The sequence below is a fragment of the Streptomyces sp. NPDC052052 genome, assembly GCF_040680455.1.
Taxonomy (GTDB): Bacteria; Actinomycetota; Actinomycetes; order Streptomycetales; family Streptomycetaceae; genus Streptomyces.
Window position 1 is genome coordinate 48,606 of the sequence record NZ_JBFAWU010000007.1, and the last position, 24,616, is coordinate 73,221.

A 24,616-nucleotide genomic window follows, 5' to 3' on the forward strand; every position below is an offset into this window, starting at 1 on the left:
GACAGGGAGAGGCGGCAGCGACGTCATGCTTTGGCGTCGGGCATGCCGCTGGTGACGACGATCGCCGCCACGTCGCCGGTCTTCGTGCGGCCCAACCAGACGACACCGCCCGACTCGGCCCCGAACGTGACCAGATCAGCTTGCTGCGACTCGTCGCGTACCCGTTCGCACCCGTCGGCCAACTGCTCGGTATCGCGCAGGGCAGGGACCCCGTCTATGAACGTGCGAAACGGTGCGGACAAGGTCGTCCACGCGCCTGCGTCGGCAAAGCAGCCGACATTGGCATCGGAGAAGAAGCGGAGCTCCTCGCCCGGCTGAAGCCTGGCGATATCGTCCTCGACACTCAGGCCCATCTCCCATCCGACGACAGGACCGTCGCTGATGCACAGGCGCGTCGCGGCGCACTCAACGCCGTCGACGTGCTCGCCCATGAACTCGTACGGGCCCGCCGTCCACGCGATCTCTACCCGGTAGACGCCCGGGGGAATGCGCACCGCGAGCTCCCGCGGGGGCCTGGTCGGCAGCCCCCTCTGGTACTCCCAGACCTGGTCGTCGTGCCATGGCGCATCGACGACGAGCCGACCGCTCGGTACGCGGATCGTCGTCAGCTCCTCGATGCCCGTCACGACTACCGGCGTCGTCGGATCGTCATACGCCGTCCCAAGGTGAGCGCCGGGCGTGAAAGCCGCCTCCAAATACCAGGTGGCCTCAGGCCCGGCTGCCAGCCGCGCGTCCCTGACCCACTCCATGTCTCACTCCCTCCTCGCCACCCGGTCGGGCGGTCAACCGAAAGCTACGTGGGCCCGCTGACATCGGCACTTCTTGCATCGTCGCAACCCGTGATCGCCCCCCAAGATCTGTGCCAGAACCGAGTTTCGAGAACGCCCAGGTGCTTGCCTCGGGACCATGGTCGTGCTCTGCACGACGAGGGGGCCCGGGTGCTGCCGAACTCCAAGGTCGATCTGTACGCGGCGATCCGCCGTGATGCCAGGACCGGCATGTCGAAGCGCGCGCTCATGCGGAAGTACAGCGTCGGCTTCAACACCGTGCAGAGGGTTCTGACCTCGGCCCTGCCGGAGCCGCGTAAGAAGATGAGGCCACGGGCAACGCGCCTGGGCCCCTACAAGCCGGTGATCGACGCCATCCTGAAGGCGGACCTGACCGCGCCGCCGAAGCAGCGCCACACGGTCAAGCGGATCTACGACCGGCTGCTGCACGAGCATGAAGCCGTCGACGTCTCCTACCAGATGGTCCGCGCCTACGTCGCCGCCCGCCGTGAGGAGATCCGTCTCCAGTCCGGCAAGGGGGTGGTGGAGGCGTTCGTCTCGCAGCCCCACAGGCCCGGGGCGGAGGCCGAGCGACTTCGGCGCCGTCACAGTGAGGCCGGCCGGCGAGCTGGCGACCTGCTATCTGTTTGCGTTCGGGCTGTCGTACTCGGGCAAGGCCGTGCACCGACCCGTTGACCGCACTCTCGGTGTGTCCTCCGCCTTCGCGATCGGGTAAGCGAGGAGTCTCCGTCTGGAGCAATGACACGTGGACGGAGATGCGATGGCTCAGGATACTTGTCCTCCGGGGAACAGCCCTCGGGCGGGATGAACCCGGGAAGGATCACGAACCCGTCCTCGCGCCATGCCCGTGCTGCTTCGGTCAACTCCATGCCGGAAGACTCGACGAGGCTCGATCCAACGCGCAACGGATTTACCGCTCTCGACCAAGAGCGAGGGCCATCTCCGGCTCCGCGAGCCAACCAGATGATCAATTGTCAGACAGGCTCTAGCCAATCACGTTGACCAACTTTGGGCGAGACAGAGATCGTAAGCCCATGACGGACAGCACTTGGCTCAACCGCGGTCACCAGCTCATCCCCGGCAGGGAGGTCTTTCGGAGCGAGCGCAGGTTCCACCTCCTGGCCTACTCGGCGAGCCACGGCCAGCTGCTGATGCGGAGCATCGGCCAGCCCGACACGCCTGGCGAACCCGAGACAACGATTGACCTGCTGTTCAAGCCCGCCAGCGTAGTGAAGATCCGTGATGACTATCGCGGCTTGGCGATCAGGTGCGCGACCGCGGCCGAGAGCGCGCAAGTCAAAGCCGACTACACCAGCGTGTCCTTCGGAGAAGAGGATCACGTCTTCGTTCTGGAGAGCCAGGGCGAGTCCGACTACGTGGTCGCCATGGCCGTCGGCTGGACGGAAGGGATACTCGACCTACCGCGCCAAAGCTTCTTCAACAATTTCCACCCCGCCACGCCGATCTGGCCCTACCAACCTCTCGGCGGGATCGACGCCGGCCTCAACATTGCCTCGGCTCAGGAACTCATCGACGCACTGATGGATGAAGAGAACACCACGATACGCCGGGAGCGTCACCGTTACGTCTACGTTGTCATGACGCGGGTCATCCGCTCCGGCGGGCCTGACATCAAGGGAGCGGGCGTCTTCCTGACCAGAGCCGACGCAGAAGAAGCCCAAGCCGTAATCACCGCAAATTCAGTCGAATGCTGGATTGAGGAGCTCCCGATCGCAGTCTGATCAGGAACCGCTCAGCCGCCCTCGATAGTGCAGAGAAGCATCTTCGCCTCGGCAGGGCAGGAGGCGTTCTTCGAGGGCCACGTCCGCGCTCTCAACGTGCTGGGCGGAGTGCCGACCGGGAAGGTCCGCTACGACAACCTCAGAGCCGCCGTCGCGCAGGTGCTGGGCCTCTCCCGTCGCCGGGTGGAAGCCGAACGCTGGACTGCCTTCCGCTCGCACTACGGCATCGACGCCCTCTACTGCCAGCCCGGCATTCGGGGCGCCCACGAGAGGCCTTCGATCCCTCGCTGCTGACCTATTTCCGGCGCCGACTCGCTCGCTCGGCCGACCGGATGCGAATTTTCACCAAGGTCAAAGAGGTCGTGGCCGCCACCGGTGTCCTCAAGGGAAGGCAGCGCCGGGGGCTGGACTCCACCGTATTGGACGATGCGGTGGCCACCCAGGACACCGTCACCGCCGTCGCGTTGACCAGCGGCTACGGGCCGAACAACCACGAGGCCGCCGTCGCGTTGGACCTGCTGGCCGAAGAAGACCAGAGCGAGGGCGAGACGCTGACCGTGCTCGGCGATTCCGCCTACGGCACCGGCGACCTGCGCGAACAGCTGACCGCCCAGGGCCACGTCCTGGTGATCAAGCCGACGCCGTTGCGGCGGGCCGCCCCCGGAGGCTTCACCATCGACGACTTCCACGTCGACACCGACGCCGCCACCGTGACCTGCCCGGCGGGACAGACCGCGAATCTGGGCCGCACCAAGGCCGACGGAGGCCGCACCGCCCAGTTCAAACGGCTGTGCATCGGCTGCCCACTCCAGGAACGTTGCACCACCTCGAAGACCGGACGGGCCATCAACGTCCACCCACAGCACGAACTGCTGACCGCAGCCCGCGTCCAGACTGCCACCGACACCGCCTGGCAGGACGAATACCGCCGATGGCGACCACCGGTCGAACGCGCCATCGCTCGGCTCGTCGCCCACGGCAACCGCAGAGTCCGCTACCGAGGCGTCATAGCCAACAACATCTCGCTCCACCACCGCGCCGCCGCCCTCAACCTCCGCCGACTGATCAGACTCGGGCTCAACCGCACGAGCGGCACCTGGCACCTCACCCCGGCCACCCCATGACGAAGAAGGGGTTGTCCGGCCTGCGGCCGGACAACCCCTCAACAAGATTTTCAGCAGTCTTCTAGACGATCGATTCCAAGGGTTCGTGGTCGTAGCGATCCCGGACTCGCCGGCTGGGCGGCGTGGCCCCCATAAGGTGAGCCCCTTCCGCAGTATCTGGGAGAGGCATGACAAGTAGGTTCACCGCGTTGGCCGTTGACTGCGACGATCCGGAGAGACTCGCGGCCTTCCGGTGCGAGGTCCTGGACTTCAAAGTGATCGACCGGAACGAGGGCAGGGTCGAGATCGGCTCCTGGGTACCGACCGTCGAGGACGTTCGGGCCCGTCAGATGTCACCCGACCTGGTGTTCATCCAGGTGGCCGAGGCCAGGCCTGTGAAGCACCGGCTTCACCTCGACGTCAGCCCAATCGACGGCAGCACAGACGACGAGGTGACCCAGGCTGCTCGGCCTCGGCGCCACCAAGACGGATGTAGACCAAGGCCCCAACCGAAGCTGGGTGGTCAAGGCCGACCCCGAGGGCAACGAGTTCTGCGTCCTGCGCACCCTGGCACCGCCCAACTAGTCCTGTAGCAGGCAACGTTCGCCCTACGGGTCGCGACGCGCGTCGATCGATGTCCGCAGTCGGCCGGTGAGATCGAGGGACGTGGCTGCCCGGCCTGCCATCGGCTCCGCCGCCACGACGAGCGCGCGTTGTGCTGTTGACTGCCGCCATCGGCAGCCCCGGAAAACGGTTCGACGGCTTTGCGGGGTCCTGACACAGTGGCGCACTATGGCGCACTTCGAACTTGTCACCGCCGCGGACGTGCAGCTCATGCAGGGTCTGGCGCAGCGTGTCACCGCCGCCCGCCCAGACCTGGTGAACACCGACGCGTCATTCGGCGAGCTGGCCTGGATTTGGGGCAAGGGACACAGCAGCGACGGCGCAAGCTGGCGGCGTCGACTGTGGTTCTCCGGCAGGGATCTGGTGGCGTGGAGCTGGGCCTTTCTTCCGCACCGGGTGAGGCTGAGCGACGGGTCGGTGAAGGACGTCACCGATGCCTATCTGGCGTATCAGGTCCATCCCGGCCGCGCCTGGCTGGTTGACGAGGTGATCGACTGGTACGACGGTACGGCGGTGGACATCGAGCGTACGGTGATGCCGAGCGCCGCCGATGAGTTCGCCCTGAAGCGATGGGCGGCGCACGGCTATGAGACCGACCCGGCCGCGCTCGGCGACGCCGGGTCCTGGACCCAGCTCAACGAGCGGGACCTCGTCGACGTGGAACAGCCGGTACTGCCGGACGGATTCCGGTTCCGCACCGCCGACGAGGCCGGGCCGGAGGCCGCGGTCCAGGCCCATCTGGACGCCTGGGCTCCCTCGATGTACACGGCCGAGGGCTACCAGGGCGTCCGGCAGACGGCGGGGTATCGCGGCGATCTGCACATCCTGGTGGAGGCGCCGGACGGAACGATGGCATCCTCGACGATCATGTGGCTCGACCAAGCGAACAGGACCGCTGAGTTCGAGCCGGTCGGGACGCATCCGGACTACCGGCGTCTGGGGCTGGGAAGGGCGATGCTTCTGCACGGGATGCATCTGGCGCGGGCGGCCGGGGCCACTCATATGACGGTCGCCTGCCTGGGTGCGCCGGGGCACCCCCAGGCGCGCGGACTGTATGACAGCGTCGGATTCCGGGAGTTCACGCGGGACACGCCGCTGATCAAAACCAAGACCGCGGGCTGAGGACTGGGTGTTCGGCTAGTCGCTGGTCAGGCCACGTCGGCCCGGGCGAAGACCTCAGGGGCGGGTGCCGTCGGCGTGGCGGTTCTGCCAGATGATGTAGCGGTGGATCATGCTGCCCTACTCCTTGTGGCCGGCGTGGTCGGTGCGATCCAGCGTGAAGTAGCGCAGGGCGTACGAGCGCAGTTCACGTGAGGGCCACACCGTCCAGACCCGTGCCCTGCACGCCTACCTGCGCTGGCGCAACAAAACCGCACGCCATGCTGACGTGCTGGTCGCCCAACGCCGCGAACACGCCCGCATCCGAAGCGAAAAAGGCGTCCGTTGGGGCCGCAGACCCATCACCGCCGCAGCCTGAAACGAACGAACGAACAGAACAGCCCATCACAACGTGCCTTGTGAGGAGCACCGCATGGATCACCAAGACGTTCAGGCCGCCGTGGCGCAGATGCTGGAGGTACTCGGACCTCGCACCGGCGAGGACTGGACAGTGCCGGCCGGCCCGTTGGAGTGGAGTTGCCGACAGACGGCCGCACACATCGGCCACGACCTGCTGGCCTACGCAGGCCAGCTCGCCGCGCGCCCGGCCCACGCCTACCTCCTCTTCGACCTGCGCGTGCGCCCCACCGCCTCGCCTGCCGAAGCGCTGCAGGTGGCCGCCGCCTGCGGCGGACTGCTCGGCAGCGCGCTGGCCACCGCCGACCCGTCCCTGCGGGCCTGGCACTGGGGCCTGTGCGACCCGACGGGGTTCGCGGCGATGGGCGTCGCCGAGATCCTGCTGCACACCCACGACATCACCCGCGGACTGGGCGTGGACTGGCTGCCGCCGGCACCGCTGTGCGAGGACGTGCTCGACAGGCTGTTCCCCGACGCCCCGCCCGGCGAGCCCGTCCCGGTGCTGCTGTGGTGCACCGGACGCGGGGACCTGGATGGTCTGCCCCGCCGGACGTCGTGGACGTGGAAGGCGGCACGGCCCGACTGAGCGCACTCAACCCGGTGAACCTATGCGGTCACAGCGCTAGCGACTGTGGAAGTCGGGGACGGTGATGGAGCCGTCTGCGGCAAGCGGGAACCCCGGGTTGTAAGCGACTTCCCACGCATGGCCGTCAGGGTCGACGAAGACTCCTGCGTAGCCGCCGTAGAACGTCGCGGCCGCAGGACGCGTGACGGTGGCGCCCGCTTGCTCCGCTGTTGCGATGAGCTGGTCGACTTCGGCCGGGGACCGCACGTTGTGAGCGAGCGCGATCCCGCCGAACCCAGCCGACTGATGGTCTTCAACACCGCAGTCGAGCGCGAGCTTGTCGCGATCCCACAGGGCCAGCGCAAGGCCGCCTGCCTGGAAGAAGACGGTTTCTTGGACCGTCTGCCCTTCCCAGCCCAGGGCCTCGTAGAACGACCGAGCGCGTCCGAGGTCGGAAACACCCAGTGTGATCAGACTGATACGCGATTCCATCGACTCACCTTATCCGCCCTTCGAGTCCTCGCCGCGAGCCAAGAACTGGTAGTTGGCGATGGGTGTCAGACAGCCGCTGCGGGTCGGGACTCGTAGAAGGCGCCGTCGCGGAAGATGGCGAACAGGACGTCGATGCGGTGTCGGGCAAGGCATGAAAGAGCTTGGGTGCGGGATTTGTCCTGGGCGCATTTACTGCACGGGATGCATCTGGCGCGGTCGGCCGAGGCGACTCACGTGACGGTCGCCTGCCTGGGTGCGCGAGGTCCAGGTGCACGCCGCCGGTGCGGTGAGAAGTGCCCCCTACAGAAGGAGCCGGTCATGAAGCGGCGGCATCAGAAGAAGCTCTCCCGTCGGCTCTTCGAAGCAGCCCTGTCAGGTAACACCACCGAAGTGAAGGCCCTGTTGCGCAGTGGAGCCGACCCGGAGAAAAGGGACAGCGACGGCACCACCCCTCTGTACCTGGCATCGGTACAAGGAGAAGCCGCAGTGGCCCGTTTGCTTCTGGAGGCCGGGGCTTCCCCCGACGCAGAAAGCTGCGGCCCCGGCTCGGACGGCACACCGTTGTGCGCAGCCGCTTCCTGGGGTCACACCGACACGGTTCGGGAACTGTTGGCGCACGGCGCCGATCCCGGCCTGCGCGAAGACCACGGCGCGGGCTGGTCCCCACTGGAGTGGGCGGACCGCGGCCCCCACCCCGATACCGCCGAACTCCTCATGGCGGCAGGCGCGGACCTCGCACGGAAAGCCCTCCGTGCCCCGTAGGCAGTAGAAGCTCAGGATCAGCTCTCGCAACAGGCCCTACTGGAGGGCGGATCGCGCCTCGCTGTGGGCGAGTTGGGCCGCGAGAATTTCATCGAACGCGGCCCGCAGGTCTGCCCCGAGGAGGCGGACGTCACGGGCGAAGTGGACCAGGGCGGGGAAGCGTTCGAGGCCGAGCCCGTTCACGCATGGGCAGCGCCGGTCCCCCGTGTGTCGCCCGCCCCGAACGGCGGTGCCGGAGGCGGAGTTCGGCCACCGGCACCGTCGTTCGGGGCGGACATGCACCCGGGTCACTGACCGCGGGTCAGCCGGGCCGGTCACCAGGAGGCGCCGGCGGGCTCCTCGATGGTGGTGTTGATGCGGTTGAAGAAGTTGGTCAGGCCGATCATCAGGATGATCGCGGAGAGCTGTTCCTCGTTGAAGTGGTCCGCGGCCTCGTCCCACACCTCGTCGGCGACGGCCTTGCCGGAGCGGTCGGCGATCCGGGTGGCGGCCTCGGTCAGGGCCAGAGCGGCGCGTTCCTCGTCCGTGAAGAACGGGGCCTCGCGCCAGGCGGTCACGGCGTGGAGGCGTTCGTCGGTCTCGCCGTGCTTCTTCGCGCCCGTCACGCCGCCGAACACGCAGGCGCTGCAGCCGTTGATCTGGCTGGCCCGCAGGTGGACCAGCTCCAGGATCTGCGGGGAGACGCCGCCCTGGTACACGGCCTCGTAGATGTTCTGGATGCCCTTCATGGCGTCCGGCAGGACCAGGGCGGGGTTCTTCATCCGGGCGGTGGCGGTTGAGGCGGCTGTGGTGTTCATGCGGTGCTCTCCTCGGTTGTCCGTTAGCGTCCGTCACTGGATCGACGGATCCGGACACGGGGATGTGACAGGTGAGCGAAAAGAATTTTCTGGCCGACCGGTTCGAGGCGGAGCGGCAGGGACTGCGGGCGGTGGCCTACCGGATGCTGGGGTCGCTCGCGGACGCGGAGGACGCCGTCCAGGAGACCTGGCTCAAGCTCGGCCGCACGGACGTCAGCGAGGTGAAGAACCTCGGTGCCTGGCTCACCACGGTCATCGGGCGGGTGTGCCTGGACATACTGCGCTCGCGTACCTCCCGGCGGGAGGATCCGCTGCCCGAACAGGACGGGACGGTCCGGCTGCCGGACCCCGTGGTCACCCAGCTCGGCCGCGTCAGTCCTGAGCAGGAGGTCCTGGTCGCGGACGCGGTGGGCATCGCACTCATGGTCGTGCTGGAGACCCTCTCCCCCGCCGAGCGGCTCGCCTTCGTCCTGCACGACATGTTCGACGTGCCCTTCGACGACATCGCCCCCGTCGTCGGCCGCACCGTGGTCTCCACCCGGCAGCTCGCCAGCCGCGCCCGCCGCCGGGTACAGGGCGCGACCCCGGGGGCCGACACGGACAACGCCCGTAAGCGCGACGTCGTGGACGCGTTTCTCACCGCTGCACGCGGCGGCGACTTCGAGGCGCTCCTGACCGTCCTCGACCCCGCTGTGGTCGCGCGTTCCGACGGCGGCACGCTCGTCCCGAGCGTCGTGCGGCGCGGCGCGGCCGATGTGGCGTCCCAGGCGATCACGTTCGCCCGCTTCGCGGCGGACGCGTATCCCGTGCTGGTCAACGGCACGCCCGGCGTCGTCTCGTTCGCCGAGGGCCGGCCACTGTCCGTCATGTCGTTCACTGTCCGGGACGGCCGCATCACCGGACTCGACATCCTCACCGATCCGGACCGTCTGGCCGCGCTCGGTCTGGCCGTCTGACCGCGGGGCGCTTGAAGAAGACCGATCACGCACGGAGCGGCGCTGCCGGGGCCGTACAGGACCCTCGGCACCGCCGCTCCGACGCATGCGCCGTCGCTCAGTGCGCGGCGACGACCACCACGTCCTCCGTGCCGTCCGCCGCTTCCTCGGCGCGGCTCCTGATGCCGATGACGGCAACCACGGCACCGATCAGGCACAGGATCCCCGTGACGGTGACGGCGGAGTGCAGACCGTTGACGAAGGCCTGGCCACTGCCCTCGACGACTGCGGCCCTGATCTGGGCCGGCATGTCGGAGGAGACCGGGGCGATACCCATCGCGACGGCGTCCTCGGCCTTCTCCAGGCCGTGCGCCATGGCCGCCGGGACGCCCGCGCCGGTGAGCTCACCGAACAGTGAGGAGCCGACCTTGCCCGAGATCACGGTGACCAGCACGGAGGTACCGAGGGCGCCACCGATCTGGAGCATGGTGGACTGCAGTCCGGAGGCCACACCGCCGTCCCTGACCGGTGCGTTGCCGATGATCGCGGCGGCGGTGGCGGGCAGCACGATGCCGACGCCGAGGCCCATCGCGATGAACGGCGGCCACATCGTCGCGTAGGACGAGTCGACGGTCCAGGTGAGCATGCCGAACATGGCGGCGGCGGAGAGGACCAGGCCCAGCGGAATCGTGACGCGCGGGCCGAAGCGGTCGGTCAGCTGGGAGCCGAGCGGTGAGGCGAACAGCGAGGCGATCGACATCGGCAGCGTGCTGATACCGGCCTCGACCGGTGTGTAGCCGCGCACGTTCTGCAGATACAGCATGATGAAGAAGATGCCGCCGAGCATCACGAAGAAGTTCAGCAGGGTCATGACCGCGCCGGTGGTCAGCGACCGGTTGCGGAAGAGGCGCATCGGCAGCAGGGGGTGCTCCTGCCGGGTCTCGTACCAGCCGAAGAGGACCAGGAGCACCAGGCCGAGGGCGATGGAGCCGAGGGTCCCGGCGGAGGCCCAGCCCCAGGTCTCGCCCTTGACGATGCCGAAGACGAGCGCGACCAGACCCGCGGCAAGCAGGACGACACCGGGGATGTCGAACCGGTGGTGGCCGGTGGAGTTCTTGGACTCCGCGAGAACCGCCATGCTGAACAGCAGGGCGACGATGCCGATCGGTGCGTTCAGGAAGAAGACCGATTCCCAGTTGACGTGCTCGACGAGCAGGCCGCCGACGATCGGGCCCAGCGAGGTCGAGACGGCCGAGACCATGCCCCAGACACCCACCGCGAGCGCGAACTTCTTCGGGGGGAAGACAGCGCGCAGGATGCCCAGGGTGTTGGGCATCAGGATGCCGCCGCACAGCCCCTGCAGGGCGCGGAAGGCAATGACCCCCTCGATGCTGCTGTTCAGGCCGATGGCGACCGAGGTGACGACGAATCCGCCGACGCCGACGAGGTAGTAGAAGCGCCGGCCGAACCGGTCGCCGAGCTTGCCGCCGAGAATCATCGAGGCGGCGAGCGCGAGCAGATAGGCGTTGGTGACCCACTGCAGTTCCGCGGTGCTGGCCCCGAGGTCCTTGCCGATCGCCGGGTTGGCGATGGCGACGACGGAGCCGTCGAGCTGCACCATGAGCAGGCCGAACGACACTGCGATGAGAGCGAGCCAGGGGTTGGCCCGGAAGCGCGCGAACCTCGACTGCATGGGTGCAGCCGTGACCGCGGCAGAGTGATCCACAGAAGTGGACGCCATGAAGAGAGCCGTTTCTTTCTCAAAGGGGACGAACGAACCGCACAGCCAATGGCCGGGGTTCGACAACCGGCCGGCCTGCCCGGCCGACGAACGGGCGGGGGCGGGCGGGCGGGGCCGTGAACGGAGGCAGTCGGAAAGTGACCGCATCCGGAGAGGGGAGAGGAAATGCGCTGAACCGAACACTTCACCGCGGGAGACCGGGCGGTGCGCCGGCGCGCGGGGCCGCCTCTTAGCGGGGTGCGGAGTGCAGGTTGCGCGTCAGTGCGCTCAGTGCACCGACGGCGGAACCGAGAGCGTCCATCTCTCCGTCGGTGAGGGACAGCATCGCCTGGCGGAGGTAGCGCTCCTCGAGGGCGCACACTTCGGCGATCCGCTGCCTCGAGGAATCCGTGAGGTGCAGATGAGCGATCCGCTTGTCGGCGCTGTCCTGCCGACGCTCCAGCTCCCCCCGCTCCGTGAGCTGGGAGACCAGGGCGCTGACATTGTTGGGCTTCATCAGGAGCGCTTCGGCCGCCTCGCGGACCGTGGCCCCCTCACGCTGTGCAACGAACCGCAGCAGCGCAACCTGTCCCTCGGGCGGCCTGGGGTGGGGATACTCCCTGGCGATCCGCCGCTCCAGCACCCGGTGCAGTGCGGGCAGGCATGCCGAGAGCGCAGCGGCCACTCGGTCGATGCGCTGTTCGGGAGCACTGCTGTCGGACATGTTCCGCATAATAGGTATCTGGAGATACCTATGTCAATCAGCCACATCCTTTTCGGCCGGCCGTGCCCGGGGCAGCACGGCCCTCACCCGGATGACTCGATGCCCGCCACGGGCGATCACTACAGTCCGGCGAGGTCTTCCGCCGGGACGTCCGGCGCCGTCTCGTGCGGTCCTGCGCCGCCGCTCAGCCAGCCTGCCCGTACCGCATGACAGCCCAGCTGGAAACGCGTCTGGGCGTCGGCCAGTTGCATCAGCCGGCTGAGCCTGCGCTGTACCGTGCGATGACCGAGGCCGAGCTGCCGGGCGATGCTGACGTCCGTCAGACCCACGTACAGCAGTCCCAGGATCGATCGGTCCTCCCCGTCCAGCCCGTCGTCCGGGCCCGGGGCAGGCCCGGTCTGCTGGGGGTCGACCAACCGCCAACCGCGCTCGCGATAGGCGTGGAAGAGAGCGACCAGGGCTTCCAGCAGCCCGGTCTCATGGATGATCACTGCCCCGGGATCGCCGCTCCCGGGCAGGGCCGAGAGCCCGACCATGGCGGTCCTGCCGTCCGCGATGACCATTTGCAGGGGTACGGACTCCACCACGGTGAGTTCCTGCCCGGCGCGCAGCGACTCCTCCACCAGGCCCCTGGCCCCCGGCCCTCCGAGCCAGCCCCGTTCCAGGACCACCCGATAGCGCACCCCACGCCGCATGGCCTCGGCCTCGGCCTCGTTCTCCTCCACCGGTACCACAGCTTCGCGGCGGCTGACCGGCATGAAACCCAGGACCTCCCGCTGAGCCGCGAGTTGCAGCTGCAGGAACCTGTGGCGCACCGCCTCCCGTCCCGTGACCACCTCGACGGGTGCCCCGGGCTGCTCCGTCTGGGCCTCCCGGTACTGCTCGGTGAGCCGCGCTATCAGCGTCTCGGCCTGCCGCAGGCCGTCGCGCCGGGCGGTGAGCAGCGGCTCCAGGGCCAGGGCGGGCGGCGTGGCCCGGTAGCGGGGTTCACCGCCGGGACCGGGGTCGACGAGGGCAAGACCGGTGCTGACCAGTCGGCGCAGCACCGCGGCAACCTCTTCCTCCGACCGGACGGCGGCCGGGGCCGCTTCGCCACCGGCGCCCGTGGCGGCCAGTGTCCGGGCGAGGTCGGCGGCGCGTACTCCCGGGTGCACGACCAGGGTGCGGTAGACCGCGTCCTCCTCGTCGGCCAGCCCCAGCTCAGTCAGCATCCGCAACCTCCTCGTTCCGGCGTCCGACCGCGCAATGCCCCACCAACCGGAACCTTCCCTCTGCTCCGGCATTCTCCCATCGGCCCGTTCCCGAGCGGGCCGGGGGCACCACGGAACGGGCCATGCCGTCCTTCGGGGCCAGTGCACGGGCGGGCCTGTCGGCTGCCGACGTGGCGGACGGTCAGGGGTGCGCCGGTTCGGCCGGCGGACCTGCACTGCCTCGGGAGCCATCCGCAACCCACCGGTACGGCAACGGTGTTCAGTGTGCTGGGCTGCCGGCCCGCCCGACCCGCCCCCTGCGCGCGGCGCCGGAAGAGTGGGGCCATCGGGCACCGAGGCCGATGGGCGGCCGGGATCTCGCCGCACGAGCCATCCACAGTGTCACGGGTGTCGAGGGCGAGTGTCCGCTCATGACAGGACGGGTGGGCGGGGCGGTTCCGCGGTCTGTTCGTACATTCCGCGGCGACGTGCCCGGCACCACCCGTCCCTCATCTGCCGATGCACCCGCCGAAGTTCCTCCCGGGGCCTCATTCGGCCGGGCAGGGGCGGGTGCCCTGGCTGTGTCAGGCGGCGGTGATGTTCTCCGCCTGCGGGCCCTTCTGGCCCTGGGTGATGTCGAAGGTGACCGCCTGCCCCTCCTGGAGCTCACGGAAACCGGTGGCGTTGATGTTGGAGTAGTGCGCGAAGACGTCCGGGCCCCCGCCGTCCTGCTGGATGAAGCCGAATCCCTTTTCGGAGTTGAACCACTTCACGGTTCCGCTGGCCATGCTCGTGCCTTTCCGGTCGAGACGGGATCCGCACCATGCGGTCCCGGAGGTGATCGTCCTGGCCCGACGGCACTGCACAGCAAGAAGCCCGCACCGGAGCGCGGGCAGGTACTGCGAACCACGACATCTACACAGTGACGCTACACGCAGAAACCGCGCCTCACCAGAGAGCAACGGCAGTTCGACGCAGTTCAACTGCCCTGGTCGCGTCGGTGCACGCCCGGGACACAGCTGCGGAACGGTCCGGGAAGGCGCAGAACACGGAACCACCGCGCACGGCTGATCGAGTGGCTCGTCCTCCCCTCCCGGAACCGCAAGAGGCCCGCCCGCGTCCGCCTGTCGGCGTCGGTGGGGAGCTTCGCGCACGGCCTGGGAACCCGCGTCCGGCCGGTGCGGCCGGTACCCCGCTGTGACGCATCGGGGTACCGGCCGGTCGTTCCTGCGCACGGTGCGCGTTCATCCCACCGTGCAGACGAACTCCGTCGCCGGATCGGGCTCGCCGCCGGAGGAGACGTATCCGAAGGTCGAGGATTCACCCGGATCGAGCGATCCGTTCCAGTCCGCGTTGTGGACCATCACGTCCTGCCCCTGAACGGTCATCGCGCCGTTCCACAGACTGTCGACGCTCTGGCCGTCCGGCTGTTTCCAGCCGACCATCCAGCCGAGCATCGGCACATCGCCGGTGTTGGTGACCGTCACCTCCGACTGGTAGCCGCCGCTCCAGCTGTTGGTGGTGCGATAGGCCGCCGAGCAGAGGCCGGGCGGCGGCTCGGTCGGAGTGGTCGTGTCCTTGACCCCGGTCACCTCGCCGTTGCCACCGTCGAAGACGACGTCGGAGCAGGAGTAGAAGGTCTCCTGACTGTCCGAGCGCTGCCAGACCATGTAGACGATGTGGCGGCCCTCCTTGCCCGCCGGAAGGGTTCCGGACCAGGAGTAGTTGGCCTCGACGGTGCCCGGTGAGCCGTTCAGCGGCGGTTGGTCGACGGTGAGGAAGGGGCTGTCCTCCATGTCGTCCCAGGTGAGCGTCTTCGTCGGGTCGAAGCCGTCCTTGGTGAGGTAGACGTAGAACGAACCGGGGTGCGCAGCCCAGGCGTTGTACGCGAAGTCGACGGTCGCACCCGAGGTCAGATGGGTGAGCGGCCAGTCGTTGCGGGGCAGGTTGAAGCCGGTGAAGTTGGCGTTCCCTCCACTGCACAGTTCCCCGTCGGGCACGAAGCCGCGGGTGCGCCCGGCGCCGTCCGAGCGGAGTACGGAGAACCAGTTGTAGAACGGGGTCGTCCCGCTCTCCTGCGCGGCAGCCGAACAGGCGGGGTTGGTCGGCTTGATCTCTCCGGTCTCAGTCAGCGCGTCCTGCCAGCACAGGAAGGTACGGCTGCCCGGCTTCATGGGCGTGCCGTGCGCCTCGGCGGTGCCCCCGGCCGTGACGACGAGTCCGACGGCGGGGATGGTCGTGAGCAGGGCGAGCAGAGTGAGGAGCAGGGCTCTGCGCCGGGTACCGGCGAGGATCCGGCTCCCGGTCAGTAATCGGCGGCTCGACAGGTGGATCACGATGTACGTCCCTTCGCTTCGAGTGGGGCGAGCGTGGGGGTGGACGGACACGGAGTGCGGAGCGGTGGGATTGGGAGCGCTCCCACTTGTACTGCGGGAGGCTAGCGCGAGCCCGATGACCTGTAAACGCCCGTCGTCATACGGGTTTCGGGGGCGGGAGCCGCGGGCCCCGGGCGGGCGGTACGCCGGACCGGGGGCCCCACCATTCCCCGCAGGGGATCTGCCCTTGATGCCCATGGCCGGGCGCCCATGCCCGCCCGGCCATGGACGCCGACCGCCGGCGATCAACCGGTCGAGCAGGCCTCACCTCCCATGGCGAAGCCGGTCGGTGTGCCATTGCCGCCCGTCGAGGTGCCGGTGAACCCGAATCCCGCCGAGGCACCCGGCGCGACGTTGCCGTTCCAGGAGACGTTGGTGGCGGTCACCTTCGCCCCCTCCTGCTGCGAGGTGGCGTTCCACATCTGGCTGACCTTCTGCCCGTCGGGGAACGACCAGCTCAACTCCCAGCGGTCGAAGGCGGATTCACCGGTGTTGGTGACCGTGACGTCGGCCTGGAAGCCCCCGGACCACTCGTTGGTGACCTTGTAGGTCACCAAGCACGCGGCATCCCCCGAAGGCTCCTCGGGATCGGTGCCCGGGTCCGTGCTTCCGCCGTCGCCGTCCGCCGAGTCGCCGTACATGATCCCGCGCCCGTTGGTCGAGACGTACACCCTGCCGAAGACCCGCGGGTCCCCGGTGATCGCCGCGCCCGTCCAACCCCACTGGTGCGCATCGTCGTTGATCCTCGTCCAGCTCGCTCCCGCGTCGGTGGAGCGGAAGATGCCGCGTACCCCGCCGATCTTCGCGCTGACGAAGAGGGTCTGGTACGAGGCTCCCGTGGCGGCCTTGCCGAAGCCGACCGCGTCCGCCTCCTCCACTCCGGAGATCCTGCTGAACGTGGCCCCCGAGTCGGTGGAGTGCCACAGGCCGTACGTCCCCGTCGCACTGCCACCCGCCAGCCATACGTCACCCTCGGAACCGGGCAACGCCTTGAAGCGGACGCTCCCTTCGGCGGGCAGCCCGCTCGCCGCCTTCGCGGCGAACGTGGCGCCGCCGTCGGTGGACACGTAGAAGGTGCCGGCCTTGAACCCGTAGAACTTCTTCGGGTCCTCGCGGTCGGATTCGACCGTAGCGCCGGCCGGGATCCCGGTGGAGGCGGTCCAGGAGGTTCCGTACCCGGTCGAGTAGTGCACGCCCGCGCCCTCGGGGCTCCAGACGAAGCCGCTGCCGTCCGCGGCGGCTGCGACCGTACCGCCGCCGCTCACACCGGAAGGCTCCGATCCCTGGAACCAGTTGACCCCGTTGTCCGTGGAGAAGCCGATGTGCGGGGCGGCATCGGAGTTGCCGACCCGTACGACCGTGCCGGGACTGGTCTCCGCGAAGTCGAGGCTGGTGGTCGAGTCGAGGTTCGGCGAGGTGAACATCAGGTTCGGCACGGAGTCGAGGTCGGTGTGCCGGAAGCCCCCGATGTCACCGAGGGCGCTCAGCAGCGAGGCGCCCGACGGCGGGCTGGCCAGGTCGTTGACGGCCGTCTCCTCCAGCCCCTTCACCATGGGCGTGATCGTGATCTGGCCGCCCGAGTCCCAGTTCCCGAGGTTCTCGGTGCCGTAGATCGTGGCGCCCGTGCCGTACATCATCCGGTTCGAGTCGAACGGGTCGATCTCCAGCGCTTCGGTCATCCAGCCGAGCTTGGGGGTGGTTTCGGGAGGGGACGGATTGGCGCCCCAGGACAGCCAGGGCACGGAGGAGATGTCCTGGGTGTAGCGGTTCGACCGGTTCGGATAGCTGGTGTAGTCCCAGGCCTTCGTCCAGGTCGCGCCGCTGTCCGTGGAACGGAAGATCTGCGTGTCCGGCCACCAGGAGCTGTAGGCCGTGGCCATCAGGGTGCCGGGATTCTGCCGGTCGACGGAGAGTCCGCTGAAGCCGTAGTACGTGTCGGCTTCCGCGACCGGGCTGACGTCCGCCCATGCACCGGTCTTCGTGTCGTAGCGCGCGACCCTGCCCTTGCCCCCGTCGTACGGTCCGCCTGTGTCACTGAGCGTCAGATACAGGTATCCGGTGGCGGAGTCGAGGACACCCTTGTGCGCCAGATAGCCGGTCGGCTGCCCCTCCAGACGCGACCAGGTGGCACCGCCGTCGGTCGAGCGGTAGACGGTGTTCTGCTTGTCGGCGACGCCGACGTAGACGTCCTGGGTCGCACTGCCCGCGCTGCCACTGCGCTCGTCGAAGGTGACCCACACGATCCCCTGGTTGTCGCTCGCGTAACCCGAGGTGTCGGACGGATCCTGTGCGTAGTTCCCGGGGTTGGGAAACGCGGTCACTTCCGACCAGGTGACGCCCGAATCGGTGGAGCGCCACAGCCCGTTGCCACTGGGTGCGCCCAGGTAGAGCACGGAGTTCTTGTTCGGGTCGACCGCGAGCCGCTCGCCCATGCCACGTCCCGGCATGTTGCCGCCGAGCTTGAAGGGAAGCGTGGTCGCCTGCCAGGTGGCGCCTCGGTCGGAGGAGCGGAGCACCGCGCCGTTGGTCGGGTCCCAGCTGTTGGTGTACGTGCCGACAGCCGCGTACACCTTGTCCGGTTCGACCGTGTCGGATGCGAGGCTGACCACTCCGGTCCAGCCCCACTTCTCCCAGTCCACCCAGTCGAGCAGAGGTGTCCACTGCTTGCCGGCCTGGTCCCACCGGTACGCACCGCCGATATCGGTCCGGGCGTAGGCGAGGTTCTTCTCGGACCGGTTGAAGACGACGCCGGGGACGAAGCCTCCCCCGTCGATCCGCACGTTCTTCCAGGTGTAGGTATCGGCCGCGAGGGACACATCGGATGCCTGGCCGGCACTCTGGGCATCATCGGACCGCGCCGAGGCGGGGGTTCCGGTGGCGAACAACCCTGCCGTCAGGGTGAGCGCCGCGAGTAGGACGGCAAAGGGTCTTGCGTTTGAGCGCACAGAAGACTCCTCTCCGAGCGGGACCGCCAGGGTGGCGGTACTCATTCGACACAAAAGTGGGAGCGCTCCCATACGCAGGGCCGATGGTAGCGGGGTGATCCGTTCGAGAGAAGGGATCGCGCAGACAGTCATCGGATGACTTCCCGGGCCGTCTCCACCGAGGCACCGGGAGGGAACACGGGCCACGGCTCCGGGTCGGAGACCCTTCGTCTTTTCCGCCGCGGGGCCCGGTCGACCGCACCACGGCTGTCACGCCTCGTGGAGTGCGAGACATCGACCCGGCACGACTCTGCGTCAGCCCATGACGTAACAGGGCGAATCGGGAACCTGCGGACCGGGTGCACCCGGCTTCGCACCTCCCAGGCACACTCTGTATGTCGCACTCACGTCGCCAAGAGGAAGATGCACGCATGATCACGCTCACGAAGGAAGACGGCCCGGCGGATCTGGACGGAGTGACCCACTTGTCCATCGGGGTGTCCTGGGACCCCACCGCCGGCAGCAGCGGCGGCGTGATGGGGATGATCCGCCGCAAGACCGGTACCGACCTCGACCTGATAGCCATCGCCATGCAGGGCGCGGATCCGGTCCGTCTGGCGGGGCTCGATTCCCTCGACCCCATGGGCAACGGCTCCCTGGTGCACAGTGGCGACAACCAGACCGGGCGCGGGGACGGCGACGACGAGACGGTGACGGTCGAGTTCGCACGGATCCCGTCCAACATCACTTCGATCGTGTTCGTCGCCGCCGCCTACAAGAAGGGCAGCTCCTTCCAGAAGGCGCGCAACATCAGCTTCAAGGTCTACGACGCGACCGGGGGCAGCTCCCAGCAGGTCGCCGACATCTGGCCGAGTCTGCTCACCCAGGACAACGGTTGCGCCGTGGCCAAGGCCATACGCGTCGGCAGCAGCTGGAAGCTCGAAGTGATCAATACGACCGGAAAGATCAAGCAGGGCAGCGAGCACGCCCTGATGCGGTTCGCCGTCAGCAAGTAGCGCACCGCGGGCGGCCCGGCCCTGGTCTGCCACGGCCCGGTCGGCCGCCGGGCGGTCGTGCGTCCGCCGACGCCGACCGCCCCGCCCCGTGGGCTGGGCGGATTGATGCCGGCCACGCCGACGACTTCCGGGCAGGCCGACTCGGCGCGGGCCGCCCCTCTCTTCACGGCCGGGCGCATGCGCCGTGCCGATCAGCCGGAGCGTGGTTCACTGCCGACGTGGCTGAAGACCTGGAAATCGTTTCGTTCGAATCCGCCGAGGCATTCGAGTCCTGGCTGAACGAACACCACTCCTCCTCTCCCGGCATCTGGCTGAAGCTCAGGAAGAAGGGCCGCGGCGTCGTGGCTCTGGACTATGCGGGCGCCCTCGACGTGGCGCTTTGCTACGGCTGGATCGACGGACAGAAGGGCAGGTTCGACGACCGGAGCTGGCTGCAGCGGTTCACGCCACGCAAGCCGAGGAGCAGGTGGTCGAAGGTGAACCGCGACAAGGTCGCGGCCCTGTTCGAGCAGGGGCGCATGCAGCCGCCGGGGCTGGCCGAGGTCGAACGTGCCAAGGCGGACGGCCGCTGGGACGCCGCGTACGACGGGGCGAAGAGCGCCTCGGTGCCGGATGATCTGGCCGAGGCCCTCGCGGCGAACCCGGCCGCGGCGGAGTTCTTCGCGACGCTGGACGGCCGGAACCGCTACGCGGTCGTGTACCGCGTCCAGGACGTCAAGAAGCCCGAGACCAGGGTGCGACGGATCGAGAAGTACGTGGCGATGCTGGCCGAGCAGAAGAAGTTCCACCCCTGAGGTCACCACCCCGGGGCTGCTGGGGCGGTCACGGACCACCGGCCCGTCGGCTCTCCCCGCCCGGCTCCACCCGGTCCTCGGACCGCGGGTGCGGGTTCCCCGCTGCCGCGTGCCCGCCCTGCCGGACCGCGCTTCGCGCGCAGGCCGGGCACAGTCCGCGATAGGTGATCTCGACCTCCGACACCTCGAAGCCGAACCGTTCGGCCGCCGGGAGGTCGGACAGCGGATTGCCGTTCGGGTGGACGTCGCGGATGGTGCCGCAGTCGGAGCAGACCAGATGCTGGTGCGGCCGACGGGCGTTGGGGTCGTAACGCTTGGCCCGGCCGTCGGTGGAGACCTCGATGACCTCGCCGAGTGAGACCATCTCGCCCAGGGTGTTGTAGACCGTCGCCCGGGAGATCTCGGGCAGCAGCTGCGCCGCGCGGGCGTGCACCTCGTCGGCCGTGAGATGTACGTGGTCGCCGTCGAGGACCTCCGCAACGACACGCCGCTGGGAAGTCATCCGCCAGCCGCGCCCACGCAGCCGCTCCAGCAGGTCAGTCATACCGGTTCACCCCTTGAGGTTCTGCGGGACACCCCGATGCGACAGCGACCGTCGGGCTCTGCCGATCGAATATGGGTTTGATGTGGTTCTTGACTTGGATTCAGTCCATCGTAGGATCTGTTCGGGTGACGGCCAAGGGACAGGAAGACTTCAGCACGGCATGAGACAGCGACGGGGCGGGGCCACCACCGAGGAACTCCGCGGTTCTGTCCGGCCGCTGACAACGGCCCGCGCTGTGCGGGCCGGGGCGGTCCGGGGCGGTGACTGCCCGGGAACCGAAGCGATCCCCTCCGGATCGTACGAGCCCATGCCCCTTTCTCCCTCCGCCTCGCAGGCGAGTCCCGCCGCGTGTCCCACGGCGGCGCGCCCCGTGCGCCGCGTCGAGCCGGACCGGCAGCCCGGCCCGGTTCGGGGTACGTCCCCGGGACGGCCGGCACGCCTTGCACCAGCCGTCCGGTGTCGAGGCCGCCCTCTTCGTCCGCCCGGTACCCGAGGCGCTCCGCGCGACCCCGTCGGACGCCCACGGATGCCCGGCCGTCGAGTCGGGGGCCCATGCCCCGGCCGTTCCCTCACCCGCAGTTCCTGAGCACCGTGATCCGCCCAGTCCGGAAGGATGCCCATGCCCGAGAACCATGACGCCATCGATGCAGAAGCGACAACGCAGAGCGGAGGTGGTTGCCCCGTCGTACACGGGCGCGCCCCGCACCCGACCCAGGGCGGCGGAAACCGCCAGTGGTGGCCGGAGCGCCTCAACCTGAAGATCCTCGCCAAGAACCCCGCCGTGGCCAACCCTCTCGGTGAGGACTTCGACTACGCCGAGGCGTTCAAGAGCCTCGACCTCGCGGCCGTGAAGCGGGACATCGCAGAGGTACTGACGGACTCGCAGGACTGGTGGCCGGCCGACTTCGGCAACTACGGCCCCTTCATGATCCGTATGGCCTGGCACAGCGCGGGCACCTACCGGATCAGCGACGGCCGCGGCGGCGCCGGTGCCGGTCAGCAGCGGTTCGCCCCGCTGAACAGCTGGCCGGACAACGGAAACCTCGACAAGGCCCGCCGCCTGCTGTGGCCGGTCAAGAAGAAGTACGGCCAGAGCCTCTCGTGGGCCGACCTCCTGGTCCTCACGGGCAACGTCGCCCTGGAGTCGATGGGCTTCGAGACCTTCGGCTTCGGCGGTGGCCGGGCGGACGTGTGGGAGGCCGACGAGGACGTCTACTGGGGTCCCGAGACCACCTGGCTCGGCGACGAGCGCTACACCGGCGACCGCGAGCTGGAGAACCCTCTCGGCGCGGTCCAGATGGGCCTCATCTACGTCAACCCGGAGGGCCCGAACGGCAATCCGGATCCGCTTGCCGCGGCCCGCGACATCCGTGAGACGTTCCGGCGGATGGCCATGAACGACGAGGAGACGGTCGCCCTGATCGCGGGCGGTCACACCTTCGGCAAGACCCACGGCGCGGGCCCGGCGGACAACGTCGGCCCCGCCCCCGAGGGCGCGCCGCTCGAAGAGCAGGGCCTGGGCTGGAAGAACTCCTTCGGTACCGGCAAGGGTGGCGACACGATCACCAGCGGTCTGGAGGGCATCTGGACCAACACCCCGGTGACCTGGGACAACAGCTTCTTCGAGATCCTGTTCGGCCATGAGTGGGAGCTGTTCCAGAGCCCTGCCGGTGCGAACCAGTGGCGGCCGAAGGACGGCGCCGGCGCCGGTACCGTCCCCGACGCCCACGACGCGTCGAAGTCCCACGCCCCGACGATGCTGACCACCGACCTCTCGCTCCGGTTCGACCCGGCCTACGAGCGGATCTCGCGGCGCTTCCTCGAGAACCCCGCCGAGTTCGCGGATGCCTTCGCCCGCGCGTGGTTCAAACTGACCCACCGCGACATGGGGCCGGTCGTGCGCTACCTCGGTCCTGAGGTCCCGTCCGAGACGCTGCTGTGGCAGGACCCGCTTCCCGCACGGTCGCAGGAGCTCATCGACGCCGACGACATCGCCGGGCTCAAGGGCGAGATCCTCGCCTCGGGTCTGTCGGTGTCCGAGCTCGTGTCCACCGCATGGGCGTCGGCCTCGTCCTTCCGCGGCAGCGACATGCGCGGCGGCGCCAACGGTGCCCGCATCCGCCTGGAGCCGCAGAACGGCTGGGAGGTCAACGAGCCCGACCGGCTGGCGGCGGTGCTGCGCACCCTGGAGGGCGTCCAGGAGTCCTTCAACGCAGGGCGGAGCGATGGCAAGCAGGTCTCGCTGGCCGACCTGATCGTGCTCGCCGGTGGTGCGGCTGTCGAGCAGGCGGCCAAGGAGGCGGGCTTCGACGTCGAGGTCCCCTTCACGCCGGGCCGTGTGGACGCCTCGCAGGACCAGACCGACGTGGAGTCGTTCGCGGCGCTCGAACCGGCCGCCGACGGGTTCCGCAACCACCTCGGGAAGGGCAACCGGCTGCCGGCCGAGTACCTGTTGCTCGACCGGGCGAACCTGCTGACCCTGAGCGCCCCCGAGATGACGGTGCTCGTCGGTGGCCTCCGGGTCTTGGGAGCCAACTACCAGCAGTCGTCCCTCGGCGTCTTCACCACGACGCCCGGGGTCCTGACCAACGACTTCTTCGCCAACCTCCTCGAGCTGGGCACGACGTGGAGGGCGACGTCCGAGGACGAGAACACGTTCGAGGGCCGGGACGGTGCCACGGGCGAGGTCAAGTGGACCGGCAGCCGCGTCGACCTCGTCTTCGGGTCGAACTCCGAACTGCGGGCGCTCGCCGAGGTCTACGCGAGCGATGACGCGAAGGAGAAGTTCGTGAACGACTTCGTCGCGGCGTGGAACAAGGTGATGGAGCTCGACCGGTTCGACCTCGCGTGACCACGACGTCCAGGCCGGCCCAGGCCGGCCTGGACGTCCTCCGGGCGCAGGACTCCTGGCAGCTCACGGCGGCCTCCACGGCGGTGTTCGCTCCCGTGGAGGCCGCACGGGCCCGCTGGTGTGCCCTGCCCCGGTTCGCATCCGGGTGCCGCGCTTCACCGCAGGGTGAGTGTGGTCTCGGACTCGACGCGGGTCAGCTTCTGCGGGTTGCGGACGTAGTAGAGGCCGGTGATACGGCCTTGCTCGGCCCGGATCGCCATGACGCCGTCGATCTCGCCGTCCAGGCGCAGGACCAGTGCCGGGTTGCCGTTGACCACCACGGGGTCGCAGGTGATGGTGCCAGGGAACTTGCCGCTTCCGCCGATGAGGAAACGGGCCACCTTGTCGGCGCTGGTGATCGGCCGCACCGCGGCCTGCTTGATGCCACCGCCGTCACCCATGAGGACGACGTCGGGGGCGAGTACGTCGAGGAGGCCCTGCAGGTTCCCGGTTTCGAGTGCGGACCAGAACGACTCCAGAGCCGCCCGGGTCGCGCTCGGGGAGACCACCTCGCGAGGACGCCGGGCCTCGACGTGCCGGCGGGCACGGTGCGCGATCTGGCGGACGGCCGCGGGGCTCTTGTCGACGGCGGCCGCGATCTCGTCGTAGCCGACGTCGAAGGCCTCGCGCAGCACGAAGACGACACGCTCGGTCGGCGACAGCGTTTCGAGGACGAGCATCATCGCCATCGACACACTCTCGGCCAGCTCGGCGTCCTCGGCCACGTCGGGCGCGGTGAGCAGCGGCTCGGGCAACCAGGGGCCGACGTATGCCTCCTTGCGCCGCTTCATGGTGCGCAGCCGGTTGAGCGCCTGGCGGGTCGTGATCCGGACCAGGTAGGCGCGGGGTTCGCGCACCTGAGCCACGTCGGCCTTGTCCCACCGCAACCAGGTTTCCTGGAGGACGTCTTCGGTGTCGGCCGCCGATCCGAGAATCTCGTAGGCGACGGTGAAGAGCAGGTTGCGAACGGCGAGAAAGGTCTCGGTCGCAGGGTCGGTGGTGTGGTCGCTCACTTCTGGGCTCCTCTTCTTGGCGGCCGGCGGCCGACGGCAGCGCGGTATGTGCCTGCCGTGACCGGCGACGTCGGCGACGGGGCACAGGCCGCCGGTCACGGCA

21 protein-coding genes and 5 pseudogenes are annotated in these 24,616 nt (G+C 68.8%); 13 read left to right on the plus strand and 13 right to left on the minus strand.

The annotated features are described in order from the left end of the window. Positions 1-23: 23 nt before the first annotated feature. Positions 24-749, minus strand: a complete 726-nt coding sequence (locus tag AB0L71_RS10455) for a DUF4241 domain-containing protein (protein ID WP_365240476.1) — start codon at positions 747-749, stop codon at positions 24-26. Between the two features lie 189 nt (positions 750-938). Between AB0L71_RS10455 and AB0L71_RS10460 the strand changes: the two genes are divergently transcribed. The 8 genes and pseudogenes from AB0L71_RS10460 to AB0L71_RS10495 all read left to right on the plus strand — a co-directional run bounded on the left by AB0L71_RS10460 (position 939) and on the right by AB0L71_RS10495 (position 6,358). Next, positions 939-1,463 (plus strand): hypothetical protein, encoded by a 525-nt coding sequence (locus AB0L71_RS10460; RefSeq protein ID WP_365240478.1) that lies wholly within the window; start codon positions 939-941, stop codon positions 1,461-1,463. Positions 1,464-1,822: 359 nt separating this feature from the next. Further along, a complete protein-coding gene (locus AB0L71_RS10465) occupies positions 1,823-2,530 on the plus strand; it encodes a hypothetical protein (protein WP_365240480.1) in 708 nt (235 codons plus the stop codon). Between the two features lie 27 nt (positions 2,531-2,557). After that, positions 2,558-2,824, plus strand: a complete 267-nt coding sequence (locus AB0L71_RS10470; RefSeq protein WP_365240482.1) for a hypothetical protein — start codon at positions 2,558-2,560, stop codon at positions 2,822-2,824. Between the two features lie 38 nt (positions 2,825-2,862). Next, on the plus strand, positions 2,863-3,654 hold the full coding sequence (locus AB0L71_RS10475; protein WP_365240485.1) for a transposase: 792 nt from the start codon (positions 2,863-2,865) through the stop codon (positions 3,652-3,654). Positions 3,655-3,821: 167 nt separating this feature from the next. Then, positions 3,822-4,218 (plus strand): annotated as a pseudogene (locus tag AB0L71_RS10480) (VOC family protein). A gap of 207 nt (positions 4,219-4,425) precedes the next feature. After that, complete coding sequence (locus tag AB0L71_RS10485; protein WP_365240487.1) at positions 4,426-5,379, plus strand: GNAT family N-acetyltransferase; 954 nt, start codon at positions 4,426-4,428, stop codon at positions 5,377-5,379. A gap of 196 nt (positions 5,380-5,575) precedes the next feature. Further along, a pseudogene (locus tag AB0L71_RS10490) lies at positions 5,576-5,734 on the plus strand (IS630 family transposase); the annotation flags it as partial. A gap of 54 nt (positions 5,735-5,788) precedes the next feature. Continuing rightward, entirely contained in the window at positions 5,789-6,358 is a 570-nt protein-coding gene (locus tag AB0L71_RS10495) for a hypothetical protein (protein WP_365240489.1), read from the plus strand. A gap of 36 nt (positions 6,359-6,394) precedes the next feature. Here the strand turns inward: AB0L71_RS10495 and AB0L71_RS10500 are convergent, their stop codons facing one another. Both AB0L71_RS10500 and AB0L71_RS10505 read right to left on the minus strand, forming a co-directional pair. Beyond that, complete coding sequence (locus AB0L71_RS10500; RefSeq protein ID WP_365240491.1) at positions 6,395-6,829, minus strand: VOC family protein; 435 nt, start codon at positions 6,827-6,829, stop codon at positions 6,395-6,397. A gap of 65 nt (positions 6,830-6,894) precedes the next feature. Beyond that, a pseudogene (locus AB0L71_RS10505) lies at positions 6,895-7,020 on the minus strand (IS110 family transposase); the annotation flags it as partial. A 127-nt stretch (positions 7,021-7,147) separates the two neighbouring features. Between AB0L71_RS10505 and AB0L71_RS10510 the strand changes: the two are divergent. After that, the gene (locus AB0L71_RS10510; RefSeq protein ID WP_365240493.1) at positions 7,148-7,591 is read left to right on the plus strand and encodes an ankyrin repeat domain-containing protein; all 444 of its coding nucleotides are present in this window, start codon (positions 7,148-7,150) and stop codon (positions 7,589-7,591) included. 36 nt (positions 7,592-7,627) lie between these two features. On the opposite strand, the pseudogene AB0L71_RS10515 reads toward AB0L71_RS10510, so the two are convergent. Both AB0L71_RS10515 and AB0L71_RS10520 read right to left on the minus strand, forming a co-directional pair. After that, a pseudogene (locus tag AB0L71_RS10515) lies at positions 7,628-7,756 on the minus strand (TetR/AcrR family transcriptional regulator); the annotation flags it as partial. Positions 7,757-7,905: 149 nt separating this feature from the next. Further along, entirely contained in the window at positions 7,906-8,388 is a 483-nt protein-coding gene (locus AB0L71_RS10520) for a carboxymuconolactone decarboxylase family protein (RefSeq protein WP_365240495.1), read from the minus strand. 71 nt (positions 8,389-8,459) lie between these two features. Here AB0L71_RS10520 and AB0L71_RS10525 point away from each other — a divergent pair, with 71 nt between their 5' ends. Further along, on the plus strand, positions 8,460-9,344 hold the full coding sequence (locus tag AB0L71_RS10525) for a sigma-70 family RNA polymerase sigma factor (RefSeq protein WP_365240497.1): 885 nt from the start codon (positions 8,460-8,462) through the stop codon (positions 9,342-9,344). Between the two features lie 97 nt (positions 9,345-9,441). On the opposite strand, the gene AB0L71_RS10530 is transcribed toward AB0L71_RS10525, so the two are convergent. The 6 genes from AB0L71_RS10530 to AB0L71_RS10555 all read right to left on the minus strand — a co-directional run bounded on the left by AB0L71_RS10530 (position 9,442) and on the right by AB0L71_RS10555 (position 18,277). Beyond that, a complete protein-coding gene (locus AB0L71_RS10530; RefSeq protein ID WP_365240499.1) occupies positions 9,442-11,064 on the minus strand; it encodes an MFS transporter in 1,623 nt (540 codons plus the stop codon). A 229-nt stretch (positions 11,065-11,293) separates the two neighbouring features. Continuing rightward, positions 11,294-11,767, minus strand: coding sequence for a MarR family transcriptional regulator (locus AB0L71_RS10535; RefSeq protein WP_365240501.1), 474 nt, complete (start codon positions 11,765-11,767; stop codon positions 11,294-11,296). A 119-nt stretch (positions 11,768-11,886) separates the two neighbouring features. After that, positions 11,887-12,978, minus strand: a complete 1,092-nt coding sequence (locus tag AB0L71_RS10540; protein WP_365240503.1) for a hypothetical protein — start codon at positions 12,976-12,978, stop codon at positions 11,887-11,889. A 563-nt stretch (positions 12,979-13,541) separates the two neighbouring features. Then, the gene (locus AB0L71_RS10545; RefSeq protein WP_365240505.1) at positions 13,542-13,745 is read right to left on the minus strand and encodes a cold-shock protein; all 204 of its coding nucleotides are present in this window, start codon (positions 13,743-13,745) and stop codon (positions 13,542-13,544) included. A gap of 456 nt (positions 13,746-14,201) precedes the next feature. After that, positions 14,202-15,284, minus strand: a complete 1,083-nt coding sequence (locus AB0L71_RS10550) for a lytic polysaccharide monooxygenase (protein WP_365240945.1) — start codon at positions 15,282-15,284, stop codon at positions 14,202-14,204. Between the two features lie 293 nt (positions 15,285-15,577). Beyond that, on the minus strand, positions 15,578-18,277 hold the full coding sequence (locus tag AB0L71_RS10555; protein WP_365240507.1) for a cellulose binding domain-containing protein: 2,700 nt from the start codon (positions 18,275-18,277) through the stop codon (positions 15,578-15,580). A 410-nt stretch (positions 18,278-18,687) separates the two neighbouring features. On the opposite strand from AB0L71_RS10555, the gene AB0L71_RS10560 reads away from it, so the two are divergent. Both AB0L71_RS10560 and AB0L71_RS10565 read left to right on the plus strand, forming a co-directional pair. Further along, entirely contained in the window at positions 18,688-19,272 is a 585-nt protein-coding gene (locus AB0L71_RS10560; RefSeq protein ID WP_365240509.1) for a TerD family protein, read from the plus strand. Positions 19,273-19,490: 218 nt separating this feature from the next. Continuing rightward, complete coding sequence (locus AB0L71_RS10565) at positions 19,491-20,066, plus strand: YdeI/OmpD-associated family protein (RefSeq protein WP_365240511.1); 576 nt, start codon at positions 19,491-19,493, stop codon at positions 20,064-20,066. A gap of 127 nt (positions 20,067-20,193) precedes the next feature. On the opposite strand, the pseudogene AB0L71_RS10570 reads toward AB0L71_RS10565, so the two are convergent. After that, a pseudogene (locus AB0L71_RS10570) lies at positions 20,194-20,610 on the minus strand (transcriptional repressor); the annotation flags it as partial. A 619-nt stretch (positions 20,611-21,229) separates the two neighbouring features. Here AB0L71_RS10570 and katG point away from each other — a divergent pair. Next, the gene (gene katG, locus AB0L71_RS10575) at positions 21,230-23,461 is read left to right on the plus strand and encodes a catalase/peroxidase HPI (protein ID WP_365240513.1); all 2,232 of its coding nucleotides are present in this window, start codon (positions 21,230-21,232) and stop codon (positions 23,459-23,461) included. Positions 23,462-23,616: 155 nt separating this feature from the next. Here the strand turns inward: katG and AB0L71_RS10580 are convergent, their stop codons facing one another. Further along, on the minus strand, positions 23,617-24,513 hold the full coding sequence (locus AB0L71_RS10580; RefSeq protein ID WP_365240515.1) for an RNA polymerase sigma-70 factor: 897 nt from the start codon (positions 24,511-24,513) through the stop codon (positions 23,617-23,619). Positions 24,514-24,616: the final 103 nt, after the last annotated feature.